The sequence below is a fragment of the Desulfuromonas sp. AOP6 genome, assembly GCF_009731355.2.
Lineage (GTDB): Bacteria > Desulfobacterota > Desulfuromonadia > Desulfuromonadales > SZUA-540 > SZUA-540.
The window spans coordinates 37,777-61,033 of the sequence record NZ_AP022810.1 but is presented as its reverse complement, the minus strand read 5'-3'; the positions used below and the strand labels follow the sequence as shown (position 1 = coordinate 61,033).

21 protein-coding genes are annotated in these 23,257 nt (G+C 59.0%); 4 read left to right on the top strand and 17 right to left on the bottom strand.

The features are described 5' to 3' along the window. Positions 1–113: 113 nt before the first annotated feature. The 8 genes from AOP6_RS00275 to AOP6_RS00240 form a co-directional block, all read right to left on the bottom strand. Positions 114–1,091: a lipid A deacylase LpxR family protein gene (locus tag AOP6_RS00275; protein WP_213194666.1), complete on the bottom strand. Its 978-nt coding sequence runs from the start codon at positions 1,089–1,091 to the stop codon at positions 114–116. Positions 1,092–1,221: 130 nt separating this feature from the next. After that, on the bottom strand, positions 1,222–2,451 hold the full coding sequence (locus AOP6_RS00270; protein ID WP_155874652.1) for an MFS transporter: 1,230 nt from the start codon (positions 2,449–2,451) through the stop codon (positions 1,222–1,224). Continuing rightward, positions 2,448–3,572 carry an ABC transporter permease gene (locus AOP6_RS00265; protein WP_155874651.1) on the bottom strand — a complete coding sequence of 375 codons (1,125 nt, stop codon included), beginning with the start codon at positions 3,570–3,572 and terminating at the stop codon, positions 2,448–2,450. Before AOP6_RS00265 ends, AOP6_RS00270 begins: the two co-directional genes overlap by 4 nt. Positions 3,573–3,574: 2 nt before the next feature. Next, complete coding sequence (gene rbbA, locus AOP6_RS00260; protein WP_155874650.1) at positions 3,575–6,319, bottom strand: ribosome-associated ATPase/putative transporter RbbA; 2,745 nt, start codon at positions 6,317–6,319, stop codon at positions 3,575–3,577. After that, positions 6,316–7,389 carry an HlyD family efflux transporter periplasmic adaptor subunit gene (locus AOP6_RS00255; protein ID WP_155877579.1) on the bottom strand — a complete coding sequence of 358 codons (1,074 nt, stop codon included), beginning with the start codon at positions 7,387–7,389 and terminating at the stop codon, positions 6,316–6,318. The genes rbbA and AOP6_RS00255 overlap by 4 nt, the downstream gene beginning before the upstream one ends. Beyond that, on the bottom strand, positions 7,389–8,894 hold the full coding sequence (locus AOP6_RS00250) for an efflux transporter outer membrane subunit (protein ID WP_213194664.1): 1,506 nt from the start codon (positions 8,892–8,894) through the stop codon (positions 7,389–7,391). The genes AOP6_RS00255 and AOP6_RS00250 overlap by 1 nt, the downstream gene beginning before the upstream one ends. A gap of 185 nt (positions 8,895–9,079) precedes the next feature. Continuing rightward, positions 9,080–9,715, bottom strand: a complete 636-nt coding sequence (locus tag AOP6_RS00245) for a TetR/AcrR family transcriptional regulator (protein WP_213194663.1) — start codon at positions 9,713–9,715, stop codon at positions 9,080–9,082. Between the two features lie 223 nt (positions 9,716–9,938). Beyond that, positions 9,939–10,433, bottom strand: a complete 495-nt coding sequence (locus tag AOP6_RS00240) for a helix-turn-helix transcriptional regulator (RefSeq protein ID WP_225897312.1) — start codon at positions 10,431–10,433, stop codon at positions 9,939–9,941. Here AOP6_RS00240 and AOP6_RS00235 point away from each other — a divergent pair. The 3 genes from AOP6_RS00235 to AOP6_RS00225 all read left to right on the top strand — a co-directional run bounded on the left by AOP6_RS00235 (position 10,358) and on the right by AOP6_RS00225 (position 13,042). After that, the gene (locus tag AOP6_RS00235; RefSeq protein WP_225897311.1) at positions 10,358–10,915 is read left to right on the top strand and encodes an ATP-binding protein; all 558 of its coding nucleotides are present in this window, start codon (positions 10,358–10,360) and stop codon (positions 10,913–10,915) included. The genes AOP6_RS00240 and AOP6_RS00235 overlap by 76 nt on opposite strands. Before the next feature lie 338 nt (positions 10,916–11,253). Continuing rightward, on the top strand, positions 11,254–12,111 hold the full coding sequence (locus AOP6_RS00230) for a sterol desaturase family protein (RefSeq protein ID WP_155874647.1): 858 nt from the start codon (positions 11,254–11,256) through the stop codon (positions 12,109–12,111). A 238-nt stretch (positions 12,112–12,349) separates the two neighbouring features. Beyond that, positions 12,350–13,042 carry an SDR family oxidoreductase gene (locus AOP6_RS00225; RefSeq protein ID WP_155874646.1) on the top strand — a complete coding sequence of 231 codons (693 nt, stop codon included), beginning with the start codon at positions 12,350–12,352 and terminating at the stop codon, positions 13,040–13,042. Positions 13,043–13,065: 23 nt separating this feature from the next. Here AOP6_RS00225 and AOP6_RS00220 read toward each other — a convergent pair whose 3' ends face one another. From AOP6_RS00220 to AOP6_RS00205, 4 genes are all read right to left on the bottom strand, one after another. After that, a complete protein-coding gene (locus AOP6_RS00220) occupies positions 13,066–13,581 on the bottom strand; it encodes a DsrE family protein (RefSeq protein ID WP_213194662.1) in 516 nt (171 codons plus the stop codon). Between the two features lie 87 nt (positions 13,582–13,668). Then, on the bottom strand, positions 13,669–14,763 hold the full coding sequence (locus tag AOP6_RS00215; RefSeq protein WP_155874644.1) for an ADP-ribosylglycohydrolase family protein: 1,095 nt from the start codon (positions 14,761–14,763) through the stop codon (positions 13,669–13,671). A gap of 76 nt (positions 14,764–14,839) precedes the next feature. Continuing rightward, positions 14,840–15,700, bottom strand: coding sequence for a thiamine pyrophosphate-dependent enzyme (locus AOP6_RS00210; RefSeq protein WP_155874643.1), 861 nt, complete (start codon positions 15,698–15,700; stop codon positions 14,840–14,842). After that, positions 15,697–17,409, bottom strand: coding sequence for a 2-oxoacid:acceptor oxidoreductase subunit alpha (locus AOP6_RS00205; RefSeq protein WP_155874642.1), 1,713 nt, complete (start codon positions 17,407–17,409; stop codon positions 15,697–15,699). The genes AOP6_RS00210 and AOP6_RS00205 overlap by 4 nt, the downstream gene beginning before the upstream one ends. 194 nt (positions 17,410–17,603) lie before the next feature. Between AOP6_RS00205 and AOP6_RS00200 the strand changes: the two genes are divergently transcribed. Beyond that, positions 17,604–17,819: a hypothetical protein gene (locus tag AOP6_RS00200; protein ID WP_155874641.1), complete on the top strand. Its 216-nt coding sequence runs from the start codon at positions 17,604–17,606 to the stop codon at positions 17,817–17,819. 148 nt (positions 17,820–17,967) lie between these two features. Here the strand turns inward: AOP6_RS00200 and AOP6_RS00195 are convergent, their stop codons facing one another. From AOP6_RS00195 to AOP6_RS00175, 5 genes are all read right to left on the bottom strand, one after another. Next, positions 17,968–18,354, bottom strand: coding sequence for a DUF302 domain-containing protein (locus AOP6_RS00195; RefSeq protein ID WP_155874640.1), 387 nt, complete (start codon positions 18,352–18,354; stop codon positions 17,968–17,970). A 226-nt stretch (positions 18,355–18,580) separates the two neighbouring features. Further along, positions 18,581–19,960 carry a HAMP domain-containing sensor histidine kinase gene (locus tag AOP6_RS00190; RefSeq protein ID WP_155874639.1) on the bottom strand — a complete coding sequence of 460 codons (1,380 nt, stop codon included), beginning with the start codon at positions 19,958–19,960 and terminating at the stop codon, positions 18,581–18,583. A 1-nt stretch (position 19,961) separates the two neighbouring features. Beyond that, positions 19,962–20,639 carry a response regulator transcription factor gene (locus tag AOP6_RS00185; RefSeq protein ID WP_155874638.1) on the bottom strand — a complete coding sequence of 226 codons (678 nt, stop codon included), beginning with the start codon at positions 20,637–20,639 and terminating at the stop codon, positions 19,962–19,964. Positions 20,640–20,656: 17 nt separating this feature from the next. Continuing rightward, entirely contained in the window at positions 20,657–22,213 is a 1,557-nt protein-coding gene (locus tag AOP6_RS00180) for a glycosyltransferase family 39 protein (RefSeq protein WP_155874637.1), read from the bottom strand. Then, the gene (locus AOP6_RS00175) at positions 22,198–23,247 is read right to left on the bottom strand and encodes a glycosyltransferase family 2 protein (protein WP_155874636.1); all 1,050 of its coding nucleotides are present in this window, start codon (positions 23,245–23,247) and stop codon (positions 22,198–22,200) included. Before AOP6_RS00175 ends, AOP6_RS00180 begins: the two co-directional genes overlap by 16 nt. Between the last annotated feature and the right edge of the window lie 10 nt (positions 23,248–23,257).

The following is a 23,257-nucleotide window of genomic DNA, read 5'->3' as shown; positions in this document are numbered from 1 at the left end:
CAAAGTGGTTTTGCGGGTATCGTATAACGCTTTCGTGATTGCGATAGTGTTTGTCATCTGCGGGTTTGAAGTTACCCCGAATTTTGGTCCAAAAGGTCAGTTAGTTTTTCGGCTCAGAAGTTGATCGATATGCTGACGGCGCCGAAGTCGTCGCCGCTATCCTGGCCACGATACTCACGCGTACGCAAGACGTGGGTGTAGCCGAACCGGACATCCTGCCAATCGATCACGAAACCGTACTGCAGATCGCCCACCAGCGGTCGCCGGTCGACACTGCGACTGTCCTGAAAGCTGTTGCCGTCGAGGAAGATGTTGCGTGCCACGGCGCGGCCCTCTATACCGGCAAACAGATACCAGTTGAACCCGGACGTCGGTACGAACTCGCCCGAGCCAAGCAGGCCGGGCTGAATGCGCGGCGGCCCGTAGTCCTTGGGTAGGTGCTTGCCGAAACGCAGGGTCAGGCCAGCGTTGACGTAGGTGAACACGTTGCCGAGCGCACCGCCAAGGTGGGGCGTGAGATCCAGCCGAGTGCCGCCCAGAGAGGCCTTCGCGAGACCGCGCCAACTGCGCTGATAGGTGGCGACGAAGCCAGGTTCGTTGCCAAGTTGGGTGTCCCAACCCCGCGGTTCATCGGCACCGATGACCTTGTGGACGAACTTCTGGCTCGGCTCGGCGAGCGAAATCGGGCCGACCATGCCCAGACTCAGGGTGAACAGGTCAAATTGGCCGTCCGTCGCCGTGCCCACCCCGACCAGGCCGTACAGCCAGCCGGCATAAGGGCGTTCGCTCAAGGGCGGGTCGGACAGCTTGATGTCGCTGGGTGTGAACATGCTCTGACCGAAGGCGTAGCCGTGGTATACCGGGCCTTCCTCGGGAAACCACGGTGCCCGTCGGGCCAGGCGCACCGCCCACTCCGGCGTCGGCGTGCGGCGATCCGGAACCCAGACGAAGCCAACACCGTTGGTGTAGTGCTGGTCGACGTCGTAGAACAAGTCGTTTTCCAGGACGAAGCTTAAGGTGCCGGTCTTCGGCGGCTCTGCTGCCCAGGCTGTGAATGAATTGGTGGCCTCGATACATAGCAGTATCGCCAACCCAGCCCACAGCTTCCTGATATTGCTCTCGTGCTTTGCAGATTTGCGACCGCGATAGGACAAGAATCTATATACGCGGGTTCGCACGGGGCCTGATGCATCCATTGGGTCATTCTGCTCCTATCGCCAATCACCCTGATCGCGGGGCAAGGTGCAATGGTACTAGACCGATCACGGCGGCTATCGCAAAGCCGGCACCGGCCAAAAAGGTAGACGAGGGTCCAAAAGCGTTCCACAGCGTTCCCGCAATCACACTCGCGAGAAACAAAGCACCGCCGCTGACGAGATTGAAGATGCCGAACCCGGTCCCGCGCAACTCGACCGGCACAGTGTCAGCAACCAGTTTCGAGAAAAGGCCTTGAGTGAAGGCCATGTGCAGACCCCACAGCGCCGCACCGGCGAAAATCGCCGCTGTACGATGTGCCGAAGCCAGTACAACATCGGCGGCAATAAGCAAAACTAGACCGATCAACAACAGGGTGCGCGGGCCGAATCGGTCGGCAGCGGTGCCGGCTGGATAGGCCGCCCCTGCATAAAACACGTTCATAACCACCATGACCATCGGCACAAAGCCGAGCGTGAGCCCGACGTTCTCCGCACGCAACACCAAGAAGGCCTCACTAAAGCGGGCCAAGGTAAAAACCGCCCCCAACAGCACAACATGCCAGTATCGCGGCGACAGACGCTTGCTACCGGCCAGAGTGAACGGTACTTTGACATGTTCTTGCTGGCCTTCATGCTCTGGCTCGCGCACATATATCATCAGCAGCGCCACCGCGAGGAAAGCGGGTATCACCGCGATCCACATCACTGCCCGGATATCTTCCGCGAGCCAGAGCATGAAAGCCACAGCCATCAGCGGCCCGAGCAGAGCGCCGACTGAATCGAGTGCCTGACGCAAGCCATAGGCCGCGCCGCGCAATTCTTTCGGCGTGATGTCAGCCACTAGTGCGTCTCGCGGCGCCCCGCGGATGCCCTTACCGACGCGATCGACGAAACGCGCTGCGAAAACCCCGCCAATCGATGTGGCTAGGGGGAAAACCGGTTTGCTACAGGCCGCGAGCCCATAGCCGAGGAGCATCAGGACTTTTCGCCGCCCGAAATAATCGCTCAACATCCCTGAGACCATTTTCACGACTGCCGCCGTCGCCTCGGCGACGCCCTCGATCACCCCGACGGTCACCATGGACGTTCCCAGTACGGTGACTATGAATATCGGCAACAGGCTATGGATCATCTCGGAAGATACATCCATGAACAGCGAGCCGAATCCCAAGGCCCAGATACCGCCAGGCAAAGCGCGCCAAGTAGCTGGGATATGCCGGCCGGATTGCGGACTTGGCTTAGTGCGAGGGTTCATGCCATCAACACCAGGGTTCGCCGGAATCTCGCCAGCGCCAGTGCGAACAGGACTGTGCCGATCGCGGCCAGGCTGAGGAATTGTGGCCAGATCACATCCAGCCCGGCACCACGATAAAGAATGGCCTGGGAGAGCATGACGAAGTGGGTGTTGGGCGCCGCAAGCATGATCCACTGCACCGCTTCCGGCATGCTTTCGCGCGGGGTCAGGCTGCCGGAAAGGATCATCAGTGGTAGCAGCACCAGCATCATCAGTAACCCGAACTGCGGCATGGAACGCGTCAGTGTGCCGAGGAAGATACCCAGTGAGGTCGTGGCGAACAGAACCAAGGCCGTACCCGCAAGAAACAACGGGATGGAGCCCTGGATCGGCACCGCCAACATGCCCTGAACCACGATCAGCAAGGACACTGCGGATGCCCCCAGCACCACCAGCCCCATCGCCCACACCTTACTCATCATGATCTCGAACGGCGTGACCGGCATCACCAACAGATGTTCCACCGTGCCATGTTCTCGCTCGCGAATTAGCGCGGCGCCTGCCAAGACGATGGACAGCATGGTCACTTGGTTGATGATTTCCATGATCGAACCGAACCAGGCTCGGTTGAGCTCGGGATTGAAGCGTGAACGTAACTCAAGATTGATGGGCGAGGCCATGACCGTCATCTGAGACCCCTGTGCGAAGGTGTTGACCTCGGTCATGACAATGGATTGGATATACCCGGCCCCGGCAAAAGCCTGTGACATGCGCGTGGCATCGATATTGAGCTGGATCGTCGGGCAACGCCGAGCCAACACATCGCGCTGAAAGTCCGGTGGGATGTCGAGCGCGAAGGTGTCCAGCCCGGCATCCATGCGCGCATCCATCTCTGCCTGCGTGATCAGCGCGGGCGGCATGAAATAGGGTGGAATGAAGCCATCGATGATGCGCTCGGAGAGCGGTGAACGGTCTTCGTCGATGATGGCGATAGGAGCGTTCTGCAGGGTTTCCGGCATTGCCGTTGCCTTCGTGTAGATGGCGAACGAGAAGGAGTAGATGATGAGCACCATCATCATCGGGTCGCGAATCAGGCTGCGCAGCTCCTTGATGCCGAGGTTGCCGACGTTTCTCAGACTCATGGTCAGCGCTCCTGTTTCTTGAGCAGCAGCACACCCAAGCCGATAAGCACCGGAGCAGCGATGGCGAGCGATAGAACAGCACCCTGCAGGTCGGCGAAGCCCAACGCCTTGGAGAAGGTGCCACGGGCTATGGTGATGAAGTGGGTGGTCGGGTAGATCTCGCCGATCCATCGGCCGGCACCCTCCAGGGAGGACACCGGGTCGGTCATACCAGAAAATTGCACTGCGGGCAGGATGGTGAGCACGGCGGCGGCAAACATAGCGGCCACCTGGCTACGGGTGAAGGCGGACACTAGAAGGCCCATGGCCGTCGAACTCGACACGTACAGCATGGCGGCGAGGGCAAGAGTAGGAAAACTGCCGGTAATCGGCACCCTGAACAGGAACAGGGCTAGGGCGGTCAGGAGCAGGAAATTGACCATGGCCATGCCGATGTAGGGCAACTGCTTGCCGAGCATGAATTCGGTGCGGGTCACCGGGGTGACGTACAGATTTACAATGGACCCCAACTCCTTCTCCCGCACAACCGACAGCGCCGTCAGCATAGCTGGGATCAGCAGCAACAGCAGGGGGATCACGGCCGGGACCATCGCGGGCAGGCTCTTGACGTCGGGATTGTAACGGAAACGTGTTTCGATCGTGGCCAGTCCGCCCAGCGCCGCCTCGCCCAGTTCTTCACGTCCGCGTGTATGCAGCCATTGTGCGTGGATGCCCTGGACGTAGCCGATCACGGTTTCCGCGCGGGTCGGCATGGCGCCGTCAATCCATGCGCCGATAGATACCCTATCTCCGCGCGCGACGTCGCGTGCGAATCCGTACGGAATCTCGATGGCCAGACTGATCTCACCCGAGCGCATGCGCCGATCAAGATCGTCGTAATCACGGATTGGCGGGCGCTCGACAAAATAGCGCGAACCCTCCAGGTTCAGCAGGTAGTCCTGACTGAGTACGGTCTGGTCGCGGTCGAGTACGGCGTAGCTGAGATTTTCAACATCCAGGGTGATGCCGTAGCCCATCACGATCATCAGCACCAGGCTGCCAAACAGGGACAGCGCCAGGCGGATTGGGTCGCGGCTCAGTTCCAGAGATTCGCGACGCATGTAGCTGAACATCCGGCGAGAACTGAAGCCTTCGTAAGGTGGTGCGGAGGTGGCCATTCCGCTACCTGCCGGCAGGGCAGCGTCTGACTCGGGCTCAGCCACGCCGTCGTCGCTGGCCACCGCTTCCAGATGGCTGATGAATGCGGCTTCGAGCGAATTCGCTCCCCGTTCCGCAACGATTGCAGCGGGCGTGTCGCTGACCAATACCTGGCCGGCGTGCATGAGCGAGACGCGGTCGCAACGCTCTGCCTCGTTCATGAAGTGGGTGGAGATGAAGATGGTGACCTTGTCCTGACGTGACAACCCAATCAGGATGCGCCAGAAGGCGTCGCGCGCCACCGGGTCGACTCCCGAGGTCGGCTCGTCCAAGATCAGCATCTCCGGGCCGTGGATCAGGGCGACGGCCAGAGACAACCGTTGGCGCACACCCAGGGGCAGGGCGTCGGGCAGGGCATCCATGACCTCGGCCAGATCGAACTTATCCGCCATCTCCTCGACGCGCGGGCCGATACGCGCCTCCGGCATCCTAAACAGGCGGGCGTGCAGTTCCAGATTCTGGCACACGGTTAGTTCGCTGTAGAGCGAGAACGACTGGCTCATGTAGCCGACCCGGCGCCGGGTCTCGATGTCCTTTGCGTCCACCGGTTTCCCGAACAGCCAAGCCTCGCCCGCGCTCGCCTCCAAAAGGCCAGTCAGCATCTTCATGGTGGTGGTCTTGCCGCAGCCGTTGGAACCCAGGAAGCCGAAGATCTCGCCCCGGCCGATGCGGAAGCTGACTTGATCGACTGCTACGAAATCGCCGAAGTGCATGGTCAGGCCTTGTGCCTCTATGGCAGTCTCGCCATCGCCGTCCTTCTCACGCGGCACGATGACCACCGGCCGGTAGCCAGCCCTTTGTCCCTCGGGCAAGAACGCGATGAAGGCAGCTTCCAGACTATCGGTTTGCGTCTCTGTCAGCAGTTCGGCCGGCGCACCGGTAGCCAGGACGCGACCTTCGTTCATCGCCACCAACCAATCGAAACGTGCCGCCTCTTCCATGTAGGCGGTTGACACCAGCACGCTCATGCCCGGTCGGCGTGTCCGGATACGCTTTATCAGTTCCCAGAACTGGCGTCGCGAGAGCGGGTCGACGCCGGTGGTCGGCTCGTCCAGGATGAGCAGGTCGGGATCGTGGATGAGGGCGCAGCACAGGCCCAGCTTCTGCTTCATGCCGCCCGACAGCTTGCCGGCGGGGCGGTCGGCAAACGGCGCCAGGCCGGTGGTGTGGAGCAGATCGGCAATACGTTGTTCGCGCTCGGCTCGGCCCTGGCCGAACAGGCGGGCGAAGAATTCGACGTTCTCGAATACCGACAGAGTCGGATACAGGTTTTTGCCCAGACCCTGGGGCATGTAGGCGATGCGTGGGCAGATCGCGCGGCGGTGGCGGGCGTCGGCCATATCGCCGGTCAGAACCTCGATGTGGCCGGACTGGATCGCCCGCGCCCCAGCTATCAGCGAGAACAGGCTGGATTTGCCGACCCCGTCCGGGCCGATCAGGCCAACCACGCAGCCGGCCGGTAGGTCGAGGTCGATGTCCACGAGGGCCTGGGTCTTGCCGTAGCGCAGACCAACACCGTGCAGGCGGACGACGGGCTCGTTCGCGGTCATTGCGGCAGTTTCAGGGCCAGACGCTCAGGCCAGGGCGCGGTGCGGTCGAAGCGCACGTAGGCCATGCCCGGCAGGCCGGTCTTGACTTGGAGGATGTGTTTCCTGAGCAGATCAGGGTCGATCCGCGCCTTAACCCGGAACATCAACTTTTCCCGCTCGACCGCCGTCTCCACCGTCTTGGGCGTGAACTGCGCGACGTCGGCGACAAAGGAGACGCTCGCCGGGATGACATATTGGGGCGCGGCATCGAGTACCAGCCGCACCTCGTCGCCCAAGGCCAGCTTGCCGGCCGCGGCGGTAGGCAGGAAGAAGGTCATGTAGACGTCGGCGAGGTCGACCATGTTGAGCACCCGGCCACCACTACCCACCACCTCGCCGGGCTGGGCCACCCGGTACTGGATGCGGCCGGCCCGAGGCGCCAGCAGCGCACTGTCGGCGATGTCGGCCTGGATGCGCTCGATACTGGCCTGGACCGCCGCTACCACCGACTCGGCACCAACGATCTGGGTATGCGCCGCTGTAATCGCCGCATCGGCCGCCGCGCCCTGGGCACGCACGACGCCGACTGCCGCGACCGCACCCTTGACCCGCGCGCTGTCATCATCCGCTTCCTGTTGAGAGCTGGCACCCTCGCTGGCCAGCAGGGTGGAACGAGACTGGCGTTTCCTGGCGATGTCGAGCTCGGCCTCGCGCTGGCTCAGCACCGCCAGGTTGGCGGCCTTTTCAGCTTCGCGAAGGGCCAGTTGGCTGCGTGCCGTGGCCACCGCGCTACGGGCCTGTTGTAATTGCGCCTCGGCTTGGCGCAACTCGGCCTCCAGCACGTCGGTATCCATGCGAGCGACCACTTGGCCAGCGGTGACCAACTCACCTTCATTGGCCAGGATTTCTCTGACCCTGCCGGGCGATTTGGCGGCGATGTCGACCTCCACCGCTGCGATGCGGCCGTTGCCGCCGGCTAGGCCCTCCTCGTCGCCGTCGCCGGCGAATTGCAGCCAAGCGAAAGCGGCAATGCCGATCAGAACAACGAGCGCGGCGATTCTGGATAACCATTTTCGGGTCGTCGGTTTCATCATCTTTCATCCTCGGTGTCGGTGCTCCGGACGGCTCCTCCGCCCAGAGCCGCATACAGGTTCACGCCGCTGGCCAGAAGGGCGCGCCGCGTCTGCACCAGGGCCTGTTCGGTGGCGAACCGGTCGCGTTCGGCATCGAGCACTTCCAGGTAGGAGGCGGCGCCGTTGCTGTAGCGCAGTCCAGCCAAGCGTGCCCGTTCCGACTGCGCGGCCAGGCTGGCCCGCTGCACGCCGACCTGCTCGGCCAGCCAGCGCCGCTCGGCCAGGGCGTCGGCCACCTCGCGGAAGGCTCTCTGAATCACCTGTTCATAGTCGGCCACCGCCGCGTCGCGGCGCGCCTCGGCCAGGTCTAGGTTGGCTTGGGTGCGGCCGGCATCGAAGATTGGCAGACTCAGGCTGGGCAGGAAGCTCCAGACCTGGCTGCCGCCACCAAACAAGCCGTCCAGCTCGGCGCTAGCGCTTCCCAAACCAGCGGTCATGGTTATGCGGGGGAAGAAGGCGGCGCGGGCGGCTGCGATATTGGCATGGGCGGCCTTGAGCCGATGCTCTGCGGCGAGCACGTCGGGTCGGTCGAGGAGCACGTCGGAGCTCAGGCCGGGGTCAATCCCTCGCACGAATCCGGACTCGACCTCCGACAGGGGCCGCGCCATCGGCGCCAGGGGCGTGCCCACCAGCAAGACGAGGGCATTGTGGTTCTGTTCACGCAGGCGTTCCAGCACGGTCAGCTCGGCGCGCGCCTGGTTAAGCAGAATCTCGGCTTGGGCGGCATCCAGCCTGGAGGCGGAGCCGACTTCATAGCGCCGGACAAGAATGCGGTGTGCCTCCTCGCGGGTCACCACGGTCCGGCAGGCGATGGCCACACGCTCATCCAGCTCGCGTTCCGCGAGATAGGTGTTCGCTACCTGGGCCACCAAGGCGACCCGGACGGCACGCCAAGCCTCGTCGCTGGCCAGGTAGGTCTCCAGAGCGACGTCCTTGAGGTTGCGCACGCGGCCCCAGAAGTCCAGTTCCCAGGCACTCAGGTTGAGCGTGGCCTGGTATTGCGCGGCGACATAGGAACGGCCAGATATAGACAGGTCGGCCGGTACCCTACTGCGGTTGCCGTAGGCACCAAGGCCGATGCTGGGCAGTTGCTCGGCGCGCTGGATGCCGAACTGTGCGCGCGCCTCGGCCACCCGATGCATGGCGATGCGCAGGCTGAGATTGTTTGCCTCGGCCAGGGCAAGCACCTCACGCAGGCCGGGGTCGCCGAAGAACCGATTCCAAGCAATCGCCGCGGTCGATGGTGTTTCCTGGATCGTGGCATCCGTGTTTTCGAATTGCCCCACCACGGGCAGTGTCGGCCGCTCGTATGGCGCGACCGGCGAGCAGCCCGACAAGACGATTAGCAGCACGACCTTGCTGGCCAGACGACAAGCGGACCGGCCGGAGCACCAGGTCAATGCGCCCGCGGTTCTGGGGTCGCCAGGGGACCGTTTGACAAGCCAAGGCAGTTTCGATTTCACGCTTCACACCTTTTCAAGATCATGCTTCGCGGCCATGTTCCGTGCTGTAACAACCTGCCACCATGAAGGTAATCATCATCTGGTGAGTTTGCAGTTGCTGATAAGCCCGCCTGTGGTGTTTCATCATTGCCGACGACCTACCCCCGCTCCTTTCCCTGCAGCAAAGACAACGTCTGGCCACGCACCTACCATAGTTCCATGACGCCTCCTCGACGACTAGCTTCCTGCTTGGAAAAGATTTTTTTCAGCAGTCTCGCCACGTGCAAGGATAGGGTTTCCGGCCATTCATGCTCGGGCCGCCAGCCCGGCATGAATCGTCGCACCGGCTTTAATTCAAGATAGAAGTTGATCAGTCCGACGACCGAAATGGCCATCAACAACGGGTCCTGATTGGGCTCCATCTCCTTGACTGTTTCGACCAAGGCCTCGAATGGTTTTGAGAAGACCTCCTCGTACAGCAGTTCCGTACGGTTCTGATCATCCGTCAGGCGTTCACGCTGAAGAAGCTGCACCAGATCAGGATTGGCCGAGAGCGTATTGATCATGGTGATGCAGAAATTTTTCAGCCGGACCAAGGGGGGCTTGGCCTCGTGCAGCATCGCAGTCGCCTCCGTTGTGCCGTCTCTCAGAGCGAACTCCATGACCGCGAGATACAGTTTCTGTTTGTCTGGGAAATAGTAGTACAACGCGGCGGGCTGGACCCCGACCTCGGCCGCAAGCTGACGCATTGAAACACCATCGTAGCCATATCTCGCAAATAGGCGCACTGAAGCCGTAAGGATATTCCCCCGCGTTTCATTTTTCTGGCTGACGCGCATCATAAGTTTTCCCATACAAAAAGGTGCCCAATTTTCGTAAAACCGCAACGCACTGGCACCCAACAACTCCGAAAAGTGCCAGATTCCATATCTAGACCGGCACGGTGCGTTTATATTATAACGAACGTACAATATAAATCAACTGCTGTCGTCGGAGTGGGCGAGCGTTTGCTTTTCTTGGCGGCAGGCCGGAGTAAGAAACCTGAGCCATCCGCTTCCTGTCAAATCAAACATTGGCTCTGGAGGTGGAAACCATCTTCTCAAATCGATCGTCTAAAAATCGCTCAACCTCCCCCCGGTTACGCCGGCAAGGTTTGTGGCGTCCGCTCAACCAGTCGGACAACTGCTCGGGGTTACGGCCCATCTCAGCACCAAGTTGTTCTAACGTGAGTCCTTTGACCTGCCTGTACCAAGCCAGCCTTTCCATCAGGCCCTCGGGGTGAGGGAGGGGATTATAGCCGAGGAAATTGATAATTTTCGGCATGTACCCCAATGCTATGGACGACCAGCCATTCTCCCAATTCCAAATTGTTGAGGAAGTCACACCGATCTGAATTGCGACATCTTTTTGGTACAATCCAAGCTCTAATCGGCGGCGACGCATGTGATCGCCGAGGGTGATGGGGTCTTGGGTGAGTTCTTCAGGTGGTTGAATTTGAAGGGGAATTTCGATTTTGTGCGGGGTTTCAGGAGAATTGGAAAACTTGTAAAAGATGTTCAAACCCCTGCAACTGTGGCTTTTACGGAGACTCCCTACGGGAATGTTCCTGCACCCCCGTCATGATCCAACGCTACCGCAGCCGCCTGTCCGGTCCCTTGCTCGATCGCATCGACCTGCACGTGGAAGTCCCCCGCGTCGCCCACAAGGACCTGGCCGACCCTGTCGATGCCGAGCCTTCGTCGTCCATACGCGACCGGGTCAACGCCGCCCGCCGCCGGCAACGCGAGCGCCTGGCCCGCTTCGGCCTGTACGCCAACGCCCAAATGCAGGCTCGCCATATCCGCAAGTTCTGTCAGGTCGACGAACAGGGCCACCAACTCCTGGAGATGGTCACCGACCGCCTGGGCCTTTCGGCCCGCTCCTACGCCCGTATTCTCAAGGTGGCGAGAACCATCGCCGACCTGGCCGGCGAAGAAAACATCCGGCAGCCTCACCTGGCCGAAGCGGTGCAGTACCGGGGACTCGACCGGAAGCCGATGTGATCGTTCACTGAACAATATAGAGACAAGAAACGCCGTGTGATCGTCCCCACGACCACATAAACACACGGTTCCGTCTCGGAACGTAGCCTTCAACCAAGCCCACCGAAAAGGGTACCAGCAGTTGTCATTGTAGAGTCTGCCGAAGGCTAAAGAAATACGACCATGACACCTGTATCCACATGACTCCTAAAAACTGATAGACCCCTTTCAATAGTACCGACCGGGTCTATCACGTTGTGATTTCTTGTACTTTCGATAACCTTTTCTTCTGGGTCGGCCAACAGATGGACTGCCTCAACTCTCTGGTTCATTAATCTGCTCTAGGGGGAAGACATTTCATGTGGACATCGCTTATCAGCGCTGCGGTTCTCGGGACTTGCATCATCACGCTTTTTTTGCTGGAGCGGGCTTTCCCGCTTCGCCAAGCCAAACGAGCGCTGGCGGGACGTCTCACCGTCAACCTGACATTTGGGATCATCGCCTTTGCCACCGTGTCACTGATCGTGAGGCCTGTCGCCGAGGCAACCCTCGGCTGGACCAGTACCAACGAATTTGGGCTGATCCGGCTACACATGATTCCAGACGCGCTGCGGCCGGTTGCAGCCTTCTTACTAATGGATCTCACCTTCTACTGGTGGCACCGTGCCAATCATCGACTTCCGCTGTTATGGCGCCTTCACAATGTGCATCATTTTGACCCCGACCTGGATCTGTCGACCACCTTCCGCTTTCATTTCGGCGAGCTAGCCTTCTCCAGTGCTTTTCGGGTTGTTCAGATCGGACTGATCGGTCCCTCCCTGGCGACCTACCTGGTTTATGAGGTTATCTTTCAGCTCGGCACCCTATTTCATCACAGCAACCTGCGTCTGCCGATCCGGGTTGAACGAATACTGGTCCGGTTCCTCGTCACCCCGCGCATGCACGGCATCCATCATTCCCAGGTAAAAGAGGAAACCAACGCGAATTATTCCACCGTTTTCTCCTTCTGGGACCGGCTGCACCGTACCGTACGTCTCAACGTCCCTCAGGAAGCGATCAACATCGGCATTCCGGGATACGCCGAGCCGCAAGACAACCGTCTGGGCAACAGCCTGCTTGCACCGTTCCGGTTGCAGCGTGATTACTGGCCGCGAGAAGACGGCCATGGGTCCAGACGAACCAACGCTACGGGAAAGCCCGGACAATTGGCGCCGTAACTCCTCGGTACCGGACGCTTTCTCCCCTTCTACCCGGCATGCCGATCGGTTACAAGATCGATCTCAACTTTTTCGAACAGGGGTAAGAGGCCGTTCATGCCGAGCAGGTCCAAGAGGCTGGCAAAGACTATAGATTTCTGATCACACCCCGTTGCCAAAGGGCGCAGATGTGTTTGAGTAAACACAGCGACACTTTAATCCGGCGCAACACTGCTACCGAAAAGGAAAGGAGAATCATATGCCATCGATACTAATTACCGGAGCCAATCGCGGTATTGGCCTGGAACTGACCCGATGCTTCCTCGGACACAACTGGAAGATTTTCGCCTGTTGCAGAACCCCGGAAAGCGCCGAGGAGTTGAACCGCCTGGTGTCGGGGAAAAATGACGTTCGTATTCTTCGCCTCGATGTGACGGATGAAGAACAGATCTCCCAGGTGGCCGAAGAACTTAGAAATGAACCTCTTGATATCCTTTTCAACAATGCCGGCGTCAAAGGGCCGCCGGGCCAGGACTTTGGTGATACGAATGTCGAGGAGTACCTTGAGGTCTTTCGCACCAACACGTTGGCGCCGCTGAAGGTGGCGGAAGCTTTCGTTGAGCAGGTGGCCGCAAGTGATAGGAAGATTCTGGCGTGCATGGGCACCCTTATGGGAAGCCTGAAGGAAAATACCTCCGGGGGATATTACGCCTACCGCTCCTCCAAAGCAGCGCTGCATATGATCGTGAGGGGGTTGGCAGCCGATCTTTCGGCAAGAAACATTCTGTCGGTAGTTTTCCATCCCGGCTGGGTTCGCACACGCATGGGAGGGGATGAGGCCCCGTTAAGCGTGGAGGATAGCGCAGCCGGTTTGACCCGGGTGCTTTTGGATCTGGCCCCCAAAGATAACGGACGCTTCTATGACTATAGCGGGGTAGAGCTTCCCTGGTAGGAAGGCTGCCGTGGCTGGTGGGCTTATTGGATAGTCACCACTGCGTATCCTTGGGCCTGATACCCCAGGACGGAGATAAAACCGTTTCCGACCCGGTCAATTTCAGGCATGAGGGTGCTGGGCTCAACCCCGAGGACATTGACGGCGTACATGCAGACTTCCAGGGTGACGCCGTCTTTTTTGAATTGGCGGATCTGTTCGGCGACCTTGTCGAAGGTCTTGCGGCTGGCCTCATCAAGATCCTTGCGGGCCGTGGAGATGAGTTTCACCGCGTTGCCGTGAAAGACAATGACGGTTTTAGGGCGTGCAGGCAGGGCGAGCACATTCTTATCTTCATAAACACTCTTGATCGCAGGGAAGATGGTGGTAGCCGCCTCGGCCGAGCCCAGACTGTAGTCGAAGACGGAGTTAAGACCCCGGACATCCTTAAGGGCTGCATATTCGCCGGCTGAGGCCGGAGCGCCGGCGACGTGGAGCATCACCAGGGTGATGACGATGGTCGAAACCTGGTAGGCAAAACGTTGGAATGTCTGTTTCATGGCTGTTTCTCCTTTCTGACTGTTGACCTGCTCATCCATCCTCACACTATGCCCTCCCGGGCCTGGGTGACAACTTAAGGCACGGGATCACAACCGCCCGGCCTGGCCCTCAGCCCGGTGTGCTATCCTCTGCACCAGGCGACAGAGCCTGTCAGCTTCCGTCAGTCCGTCGATGAAGCGCGTGGGGATACCAGTGTAGCCGGTCTGGGCACCGACCAAGGCCCCAGTAAGCATGGCCCGGGCCTGGTTTTGGCCGCCGCCGTTGACAGCATGCAGGATGGCGGACTCGAAATCGTCCGAGAAGCGTGCCGCCAGATAGTAGGCGGCCGGCAGCTGGTGGTAGATGGCGCAGGGCATCCCATAGACGAGGGAGACCTTCCAGGCGGGTTCGATGCGGATGTCGGGATCGGCGGCGGCCCGGGCCATGTAGGAGGGGGAGAGCAGCGCATCGGGGGAGGCGAAACGCCCGGCCCGGGGCGGATCGGGGTCGCCGGGCCGGGGCGGTTGCAGGTTGGCGGCGGTGACGGCGTGAAAAGGCAGCTCTCCGTCCTTGACAAGGCCCATCAGTTTTTCGGAGAGGGCAGCGTCGAGGCGGTGCCCCTGTACGAGCATACCCAGCACCGCCCCGAAAGCTACGGTCATCGACACCACGGTCTCGTCTGTTTGCGTCAACACCGTATTGGAAGCTACCGTCCGGGCGAGGGCCGCCGGATTGCCGGCATAAAAGACGGCAAGAGCGAGTGTTCGTTCGATCGCCTCCGTCGTATCGGCGTGTCCACCCGTCTGTCCCCAGGGGAGCTTCTGCTGGACCCGCCTCCTCCAGGCTTCACGGATCGACTGGCTGGTATATCCCCCCGGTCCATGGGCCGGAGTGCCATCGAGAAGAGGAAAAAGCTCTTCATCGAGCCGGCGGCAGAAATCCTCCTCCTCGTAAGTGCCGCAGTCGGCCAGGGATTCCATCATCAGGGTAAGGATAATCCCCGCCTGAGATAGATTCCCCGCTTTGAGTCCTTCGTGGTAGCGGCCCGCTTTCGGCGTCGTGTAATCCGATATCCACTCACCGAAATCGCGCCTCAACGCTTCAAGATCGTAGTACCAGTGGGGGCCCAGCCCCATCGCGTCGCCGATGACGGCGCCCAGAAGGGCGCCCTTGGCTCTGTCCTGAAAAGAAAGGTCCGTCATGGCTTATCTCCCCAGCGTAGGCGGCAGGTTACCTTCATTGCTGCTCCCGTTTGGAGTGGAACAGCTCTTGGCACCGTCATCCATTAAATTCCTGAACCAGTCTCCTGATTTCCTCCAGGTTCACCTGTCGCTGGAAGAGCGGCTTTTTCTCCTTTTTGTGACCCAATAGCTGATCCTCGAAGAGGGGTTTTTCCTTGCGGTAGAACACGCCGAGCCGCAGAGGATCTTCTTCAAGAGCACTGGCAAAGGCCTGGATGCGGTCATTCGGGTCATGGTTTTCGTCAAGATAGGCGGTGTTTTCGTCGAACCATTGGTAGGTGTTGAGTTTGTTAAAAGATACGCAGGGCTGCAGCAGATCGACCAGGGCATAGCCCCGGTGCCGGATGGCCTGCTGCAGAATATCGAGGGTTTGTTCTTTGTGGCCGACGAAGGCGCGAGCGACAAAAGAGGCCTCGAGGGCGATGGCCACGGCCAGCGGGTTGAACGGCTCCAGGATGACGCCGGCCGGTTGCAGCGGCGTTTCAAAGCCGCGTTGGCTGGTGGGGGAGGCTTGTCCTTTGGTCAATCCGTAAACCATATTGTTGTGGACGATGTTGGTCAGGTCGGGATTTCGACGGATACAGTGGATAAAATGGTTGCCGCCCTCGCCATACATATCGCCGTCACCGCTTTCGGCAATCACCGTCAGGTTGGGATTGCTCGCCTTGATGCCTGTCGCCGCCGGCAAGGCGCGTCCGTGCAGTCCGTTGAAAAAATGGACCTGCATGTACTGGGGGATTTTAGCGGCCTGGCCAATTCCCGAGACCAGCACCGTCTGCTGCTGATCCAACTCCAGGGCAGCCATCGCAGCGGTCAACAGCTTGAGAATGCCGAAATTGCCGCAGCCGGGGCACCAGGCGATGTCGCATCCCTCTCGGACAAACATATTGGTGGTCATGAGGTCACCTCCTGACGCAGTCGGTGTTCCAGGGCTTCGACGCTGAAAGGTCGTCCATTGTACTGCAGCCAACAGGCATCGGCCTGGCGTCCCGTTTCCCGCTGGATGAGCCGGGCGAATTGCCCCGTGGCGTTGTTTTCGATGACGATCAGACTCTGTGCCCCTTGCAGGTGCTCCTGGACCTGCTCAGAGAGCGGGTAGACCTGGGGGGAGTATAAAAAGGCCGTCTCCGGGTCGCCGACCCGGGCCAGGGCCTCCTCGATGGCCAGCCGGGTCGAGCCCCAACCGACCAGCAGGCGCCGATAATCTGTCGGTCCGAATAAGTGGTGCTTTACCGTTTGTTCGGACCGCAGCCCCTTGAACTTTCGCAGCCGCTTGTCGACCATGGCGGCCCGCACCTCAGCGTCTTCCGTAATAAAGCCGGCCTCGTCGTGCTCGTCGCTGTCGACACAGACCAGCCCCTGCCCGTACCCGGGAATACCTCGTGGAGAGAGGCCGCTTTCGGTCAGGGCGTAGCGGCGGTAGTCGGCGGACGTTTCGACAATGTGGTGTTCATCCGGTTCGGCAGGAAGGGGCAGTTCCGGAACGTTGTAGGAACTGTCGAGCAGGTACTGGTCCGTGAGGATGAAAACGGGCGACTGGCTGGCGTCGGCGAGATCAAAAGCCAGGCGGGCACATTCGAAGGCTTCTTCAAGGGTCCCCGGAGCCAGGATCATCCTGGGGAATTCACCGTGGCCGGCATACAGGGCCAGGTCGAGATCGCCCTGTTCGGTACGGGTAGGCAGTCCGGTAGCCGGACCAGGGCGCTGGGCCAAGTGAATCACCATGGGCGATTCGATGCCACCGGCCAGGCTAAGCCCTTCCCCCATCAGAGCGAAACCGCCGCCGGAGGTGCTCACCATGGCCCGGCCACCGGCGTACCAGCTGCCGAGCCCCATATTGATGGCGCTGATCTCGTCCTCGGCCTGCTCCACCACAAGGCCGAACCGCTCGGCATATTTGGCCAGAAATTGCAGCACCCCGGTGGAAGGGGACATGGGATAGGAGGCGATGAAATTGCAGCCGCCGGTGAGGGCTCCGAGCCCTACCGCTTCGGAACCATTCAGGAACAGCTGGCCCGCGATTTGAGGGTTCGTCTGGAGGTCGCAAAACCATTCTTTCTCTTTGGCGGTGGCCTCTCCCTGCTCCAGGCCCAGCCTGGATGCCCGCAGATTCTTGTCCAGAACTTCCTGGTTACCGCCAAACAGCTCTTCCAGGGTCTTTTCAAGCAACGCTGATTTTAGTCCAAGCAGCCCGATGACAAAACCACAGGCAACCGCATTGGCATAGATCTTTTCACCCACCTGTTTAGCCAGATCGGCCAGAGGCAGAGGTATCAGTTCGTCGAGGTGATCGTAAACTGCCGGGTCACCGATAACCAGCGTGTCCGGCGTAATCCTTTCTTGAATCCACGAGTACGCGTCGCCGTCGAGCAGCACGCACAAGTCAATCTCTTCGGCATAGGCCCGTACCGGACTCGACGCCGCCCGAATGGTCGTCGAATTGCTGCCGCCCCGGATCCGCGACATAAATTCTTTGGTGGCAAACACATGCAGACCGGCAGCTTTCAGGGTCCGGGTCAATACCGTTTCAATAGTCTGAATTCCCTGGCCGGCCTCGCCGGCGAGAACAATGCTGATTTCGTTTTTGAACCTCGTTTGCGGTTGCACGGCAGCTTCTCCTTTCTCGCCTTCCACGACGTCTGATGCATTCAGGGTGAGATTCTCAAGTATAGACGGAGTAGCGTGATTTGCACGGTCTATGGCTTCCGGATCGACATCGGGAAGAAACCTTGCCTAAATCATGCGCCAGGAATACCCATGTGGTAGAATGAAATGACAAAATAAGCTGAAAGGAGTCCGTTATGAAAAAAGAGGAATTTTTACATCACTGCCTGGAAGCCGAAGCCGGAAGGGATACCTTCGTTACCCATCCTCCCAGCAAAGAAGAAGGAAGAGTCGTGGAGTGCAATGTTGAAAAGGGGCACCTGATCGTACAGACTGCCGACGACCATCGGCGTTGTTGGGACTATCGGGAGTGTGAAGACCTGAGTCATTCCAAATCTGGACCCATGGTCTGATGGCCTATGATTCAACCTGGAAAATTAAAGGAAGATGAAGATGGTAATGACCCGGGTGTCTATTTTCCCCCACTCTGAAACAAAAAAAAGGGGCCCAGCCATCTGCTAATCCCGATGGTTGGCCCCTTTTACGCGTCTTCCTGTATTTTCACAACCTGTCAATCACCTGTTGGAGCTTGTTTCTAATCTTGGTGGCGATCTCGATCAGTTCGGTATTGTCGATCGCCTGCATCGACGCGAGAGGATCGACCGCGGCGACCTCGACCCGGCCGTCCTCATATTCCTGGACGATCACGTTGCAGGGGAGCATGGTGCCAATATGGGCTTCAGTTTGCAGTGCCCGATAGGCAAAGGACGGATTGCAAGCCCCGAGAATGTGGTATTTTCTGAAATCGACATCAAGCTTCTTCTTCAGTGTTCCCTGGACATCGATTTCGGTCAGGATACCAAATCCTTCTTTTGCCAGTTCTTCAGTAACACGGGCTATCGCTTGGTCGAAAGAAGTGTCTACTGTTTTGTTAAAAAAGTAAGTCATTATATCTATCTCCTTTCTGGTTGAGGATTGCGGTGAGGTCTCCAGAGTCTGCGTCACCCAGACAGTCCATCTACAAGCAGTATAGTCTCGCCGGCTCAAATCACCACCAGGGCATTACCTTTGTTTTAGTGCGCTATCGGAGAAATCATAGTCGTTCGGGGGTACACCTATTAGGCGGTATCCCCTATTTTTGAAACAAGCGTTTTGCCCTTTACACAAGCCTGATTTACATTGACTTCCTGGGCAGTCTAATAGTAAAGACGCTTCCCCGTCCAACCTCGCTTTCAACCTGTACCATTCCGCCGTGCGCCCTGACCACCGCCTGGACCAGACTGAGCCCCAATCCGGCCCCAGGCGTGGAGCGACTCTGGTCCAGCCGGTAAAACCGGTTAAAAATCGACTTTTGCTCTTCGGCCGGAATGCCGATGCCGGTATCGGCGATGGCAATGAGAATCTGCTCCCCTTCCGCCGCGGCCTGGATAGTCACCTTTCCCCCCACCGGGGTATATTTAATTGCGTTGTCAAGGAGATTGGCGACGGCCCTTTGCAGCCTCGGTCGATCCCCCTGAACACATAAAGACGCGGATGCGACCACAACCTGTAGCTCGACGCCCTTATCCTCAGCCGCGGTAGAAAACAACTCCCCGACATCGCTGACAATATCCCCTAGGTTCACGGATATTTTGGGGATCTCGCGAAGCCCGGCATCGGTTTCGGCGATTTCGAGCATGGTGTTGACCATGCCAACCATCCTGTCGCTCTCTTCGATGATGGTCCCGGCCATATTCCGGTACTCGGCCAGCTCTTGTCTCCCGGTCAGTGTCGTCTCGGCCAGACCGCGGATCCTCGTCAGTGGACTGCGCAAATCGTGGGCGATATTGTTGGTGACATCCTTCAATTCGCCGATGAGAACCTCGATTCGATCCTGCATCTGGTTGAAGGCCCGCCCCAGGTTCTCGATCTCTTCGCCGTCCTTGCCCAGCTCCACCCGATGAGAGAAATCTCCCTGGCCGATCCGGTCGGCGGTCTGCCTGATCCGTTCGACTCCCTTCATGGCCCGCTTGGAGATTAGATACCCGGACAGAGCGCCTCCCAGGAGCATGATGGCAAATGCGGTAGCAAAAATGCTGCGGAAGTCTTCGAGCAGCCGATCATCCTCCTTCAGCAGAAAACCCATCTGAAGGAGGTAGCCTCCCTCAAGACCCTGATGCAGAATACGAACCTGATGATGTCTGCCGGGCAGGGTGAGCGTATCGAACAGCTGCCCGGTTTCCGCGACCGGTTTCCTGGGCTTGATGCTCAGCTCCGGCCATGCCTTCAAATCGGAAGTCGCGATCAATTCCAGGTCCGGCGTAAAAAAACGGATAAAGACGCGGCCGACCCCTTCGGCCTCCGCTTCAAGATGGACTTCCTTGATCGCTTCTTCCAGACCTTCCGTCCGAAGTGTTTCAGCGACTTCAAAAGCATCCCTGGTAAGTTTTTCATCGATCTTGTCGTGCAGGGTTGACCTCAGGTGCACATAGACAAAGGAAAAGGCCGTTAAAAACAGGAAGGTAAAAAGCACCAGAAAACGGAGGGTCAGCTGGACGCTCAGGCTGCGTATCATGTTACCCCCTGGCCTCGAGAAGGTAGCCGACGCCACGCACCGTATGGATGAGCTGTCGCGAAAAAGGACGATCTATTTTATCGCGCAGGCGGCAGATGCGGGACTCAACCACGTTGGTCTCGGGGTCGAAATTATAATCCCAGACGTGCTCCATGATCATGGCCTTGGAAACGACCCGGCCTGCGTTGCGCATCAGATATTCGAGCAGGGCAAACTCCCGATGCTGCAGGTCGATTTCGCGGCCGGCGCGAAAAACCTTGCGTCGGGCCACGTCCATCGACAGGTCGTCGACCTGGAGAGTCATGGGTTCAGCGATCTGATTGACCCGACGCAGCAAGGCCTGGGTACGAGCCAGCAGCTCAGAAAAGGCAAAGGGTTTGACCAGATAGTCGTCACTGCCGGATTGAAGCCCCAGAATCCTGTCGTCGACGGACTTTTTCGCACTCACGACGATAATGGGGAGTCTGAGCTTTTGTTCTCGGAGCTTTTCAATGACCGTCAACCCGTCCAACCGGGGCAGCATAATATCGATCACCGCGATGTCGTAAGGGGTGTGAGAGGCCATAAACAGTCCATCTACCCCGTTAGCGGCGCGATCCACGGCGTACCCGGCTTGTTGATAACCCTTGGCGACAAAGTCGGCGGTCCGATCGTCATCCTCAATGAGCAGAACTCTCATACTCCCTCTCCAGGATGCTAACTTCCAGCTTCTCCCGGGAAGCCCCCAAGGCTTTCGGGGCATTGCCGGGAATATTTTTCACCATCATAACGTGATTTTTCCTTCAAAAGATAGTAGCCGTTGAATTCGCCGAGCTTTGTTACACGCTGGCGAACTTCGGTGGGCAGTCGTCTCAAGTCCCCTTCTTTGATCGCGAAGTAATCATTGCTGCTGTTTTGGAAATACCGATTCACCTCTGCGGGCTGTTCGGCCAAATGCGCCTGTCCCCGGGAGTAAAACTCAGCCGAGTGCGGCCGTTTGAACAGATAGATCAGGACTCCCGCTTCCTCGACCCGGACTGCCTGGTAAGCCGCCACCAGTTCCTTTTGGCATTTTTTGGCCGGCACAATTTGGCCCGCTATCAACAGCCACGCCGAGACAAACAGGAGCGTGGTGGTGACCGCTACCTTCATTATTTTACCAAGGCCAGGCACAGGCGATATCGTTCTTGTCGAGTTTTCGGGCTGGTCCGGCAACATCAGTTCAGTGACAAGCAAGGCAAAGGCCGGGAGCCCTGGAAGGACGTAAGTCCACAGAATGTTGCCGGCCAGGGTGAAAAAAACCATGGGGGCGACAGACCACAGCACCAGATACACCCCCCAGCCGTCGGGGCGTCTGAGCATGAGGCCCACTTTTTGTCGGAACTCTTTCCTGAAGAGGGAGGCGAGCAAAACCAGGGACCACGGCAGCGCTGTCACCAGCCAGTACAGCCAGATGGTCCCCAGGGGCCGGGAGTGAGCATTGCCGTAAAGATCACCCTGCCAGCCTGAAACCATAAAACGCTTCCAGTGTTCGCCGATCAAAAAATAATCGAGAAACCCCGGGGTCTTTATCTCCGCCAGATAATACCAGGGTGCGCTCAGGGCAAGACAAAGCGCCAGACCCGAAAACCAGGGAAGGCGGCGCCAGACATGGCCCCACTGTCTTTGGCAGAGGACCCAGCCCCCGACGGGCAGACCGGTTAGAATCAAAGCAACCGGGCCCTTGGCCAGGAGACCAATGGCCAGACCGACAAAGAAGAGATATCCCCAGACCAGGGCACGGCTTTTCTTTGCTGTCATGGCCCGCCAAAAAGCGACCATCGAAAGCGTCGTGCCTAAAAGCAGGGCGGGATCGGTCATGACCGCTCCGCTGCTGACGAAGAACAGAACGGAGAGGGCCAGTACCACAGTCGCCACCAGGGCAAAATCCTGCCCACGCTGCCGGACGGCGATGAAATAAACCAGGGCGAGAACAAGAAGAGCTAACAGAAACGACGGCAAACGAATGGCGAACTCGTTCACTCCCAGTACGCGGATGGAAAGGGCCGAAAGCCAGGTCGACAGGGGGGGCTTTCCCCAGAAAGGAACACCCTGATGAATCTGCGGGGTGATCCAATCGCCCGTCTGTGCCATGAGCCGGGCGATTTCGCCATAGCGCGCCTCGGTAGTATCGGCCAGCGGATAGCTTCCCAGGGACAGCAGGCGGACCATCGCTGCCACAGCGAGTATCCCCCGGAACACCTTGCGTTGAATAGATGTCAATTGGAATGCCATGATAACGCCTCTTGGTTCCTGCGGGCCAAATCGAAAGGTTTCAGGACCACCCGCCCGATGGCCGCACGGTGGTGACTGTTCACCAGGTAAATGGGCCGCTGCTTGGTTTCGACAAACATCCGCCCCAGGTACTCACCGACCACGCCGATGGCCAACAGCTGAAGGCCGCCCAGAAACAAGATCACGACCATCAGGCTTGGGTAGCCTGGCACCGGATCGCCGAAAAACAGCGCTTTGGCCAGGACAAACAGCCCGTAAAGCAGCGCCGCCGCCGAGGTCAGAAATCCGATATAGCTGGCAATTTTCAGGGGCGCCACGGTAAATGAGGTTATCCCTTCGATCGCCAGATTCCACAGCCCCCAGTAGTTCCACTTGGTGACGCCTGCATAGCGGGGATCACGGTGGTAGGGAAGCTCTTTCGCCGGGAAACCGATCCAGGCAAAAAGCCCCTTCATGAACCGGGTCCGTTCGGGCAGCTGCTTCAAGGCATCGACTGCCCGCCGGCTCAGCAAACGGAAATCACCTACATTCTCGGGCACCTTGACGCGTCCCACGCGGGCCATGAGCGCATAAAAAGCGCGGGCGGTCGTCTTTTTCAGCCAGGTTTCCCCTTCCCGGCTGAGGCGCCGCATGTAAACCACATCGAAGCCCTGACGCCATTCCCTGACCATGTCGGGAATCTGTTCCGGCGGATCCTGCAGATCGGCGTCGATCACCACCACCGCATCGCCGTGAGCATGATCCAACCCGGCTGTCATCGCCGCCTCCTTGCCGAAGTTGCGACTCAGGTCAAGGACCTCGACGCGCCGGTCCTCTCGCATCAGCTCCAACAACAGGGGCAGGGTATTATCGCTGCTCCCGTCATTGACATAGAGGATTTCTGCGCGGTCTATGTCGGCCCCTTCCAGGGCCGAGCAGAGCCTGCGGTGGAATTCAAGAATAACTTCCTGTTCGTTGTAGGCCGGCACCACAACCGTCAGCAGGGTCTCTTTCTGAACTGTTTTTGCCGCCTTGTTGAGGGAGGGTTTTCTCATATTCTGGCTC

What these genes read in the sequence shown, in the direction of transcription:
- AOP6_RS00270 (WP_155874652.1), bottom strand. Translation starts at nt 2,451, where the DNA reads ATGAACCCTCGCACTAAGCCAAGTCCGCAATCCGGCCGGCATATCCCA.
- AOP6_RS00265 (WP_155874651.1), bottom strand. Translation starts at nt 3,572, where the DNA reads ATGAGTCTGAGAAACGTCGGCAACCTCGGCATCAAGGAGCTGCGCAGC.
- rbbA (WP_155874650.1), bottom strand. Translation starts at nt 6,319, where the DNA reads ATGACCGCGAACGAGCCCGTCGTCCGCCTGCACGGTGTTGGTCTGCGC.
- AOP6_RS00255 (WP_155877579.1), bottom strand. Translation starts at nt 7,389, where the DNA reads ATGAAACCGACGACCCGAAAATGGTTATCCAGAATCGCCGCGCTCGTT.
- AOP6_RS00245 (WP_213194663.1), bottom strand. Translation starts at nt 9,715, where the DNA reads ATGATGCGCGTCAGCCAGAAAAATGAAACGCGGGGGAATATCCTTACG.
- AOP6_RS00230 (WP_155874647.1), top strand. Translation starts at nt 11,254, where the DNA reads ATGTGGACATCGCTTATCAGCGCTGCGGTTCTCGGGACTTGCATCATC.
- AOP6_RS00225 (WP_155874646.1), top strand. Translation starts at nt 12,350, where the DNA reads ATGCCATCGATACTAATTACCGGAGCCAATCGCGGTATTGGCCTGGAA.
- AOP6_RS00220 (WP_213194662.1), bottom strand. Translation starts at nt 13,581, where the DNA reads ATGAAACAGACATTCCAACGTTTTGCCTACCAGGTTTCGACCATCGTC.
- AOP6_RS00215 (WP_155874644.1), bottom strand. Translation starts at nt 14,763, where the DNA reads ATGACGGACCTTTCTTTTCAGGACAGAGCCAAGGGCGCCCTTCTGGGC.
- AOP6_RS00210 (WP_155874643.1), bottom strand. Translation starts at nt 15,700, where the DNA reads ATGACCACCAATATGTTTGTCCGAGAGGGATGCGACATCGCCTGGTGC.
- AOP6_RS00200 (WP_155874641.1), top strand. Translation starts at nt 17,604, where the DNA reads ATGAAAAAAGAGGAATTTTTACATCACTGCCTGGAAGCCGAAGCCGGA.
- AOP6_RS00195 (WP_155874640.1), bottom strand. Translation starts at nt 18,354, where the DNA reads ATGACTTACTTTTTTAACAAAACAGTAGACACTTCTTTCGACCAAGCG.
- AOP6_RS00190 (WP_155874639.1), bottom strand. Translation starts at nt 19,960, where the DNA reads ATGATACGCAGCCTGAGCGTCCAGCTGACCCTCCGTTTTCTGGTGCTT.
- AOP6_RS00185 (WP_155874638.1), bottom strand. Translation starts at nt 20,639, where the DNA reads ATGAGAGTTCTGCTCATTGAGGATGACGATCGGACCGCCGACTTTGTC.
- AOP6_RS00180 (WP_155874637.1), bottom strand. Translation starts at nt 22,213, where the DNA reads ATGGCATTCCAATTGACATCTATTCAACGCAAGGTGTTCCGGGGGATA.
- AOP6_RS00175 (WP_155874636.1), bottom strand. Translation starts at nt 23,247, where the DNA reads ATGAGAAAACCCTCCCTCAACAAGGCGGCAAAAACAGTTCAGAAAGAG.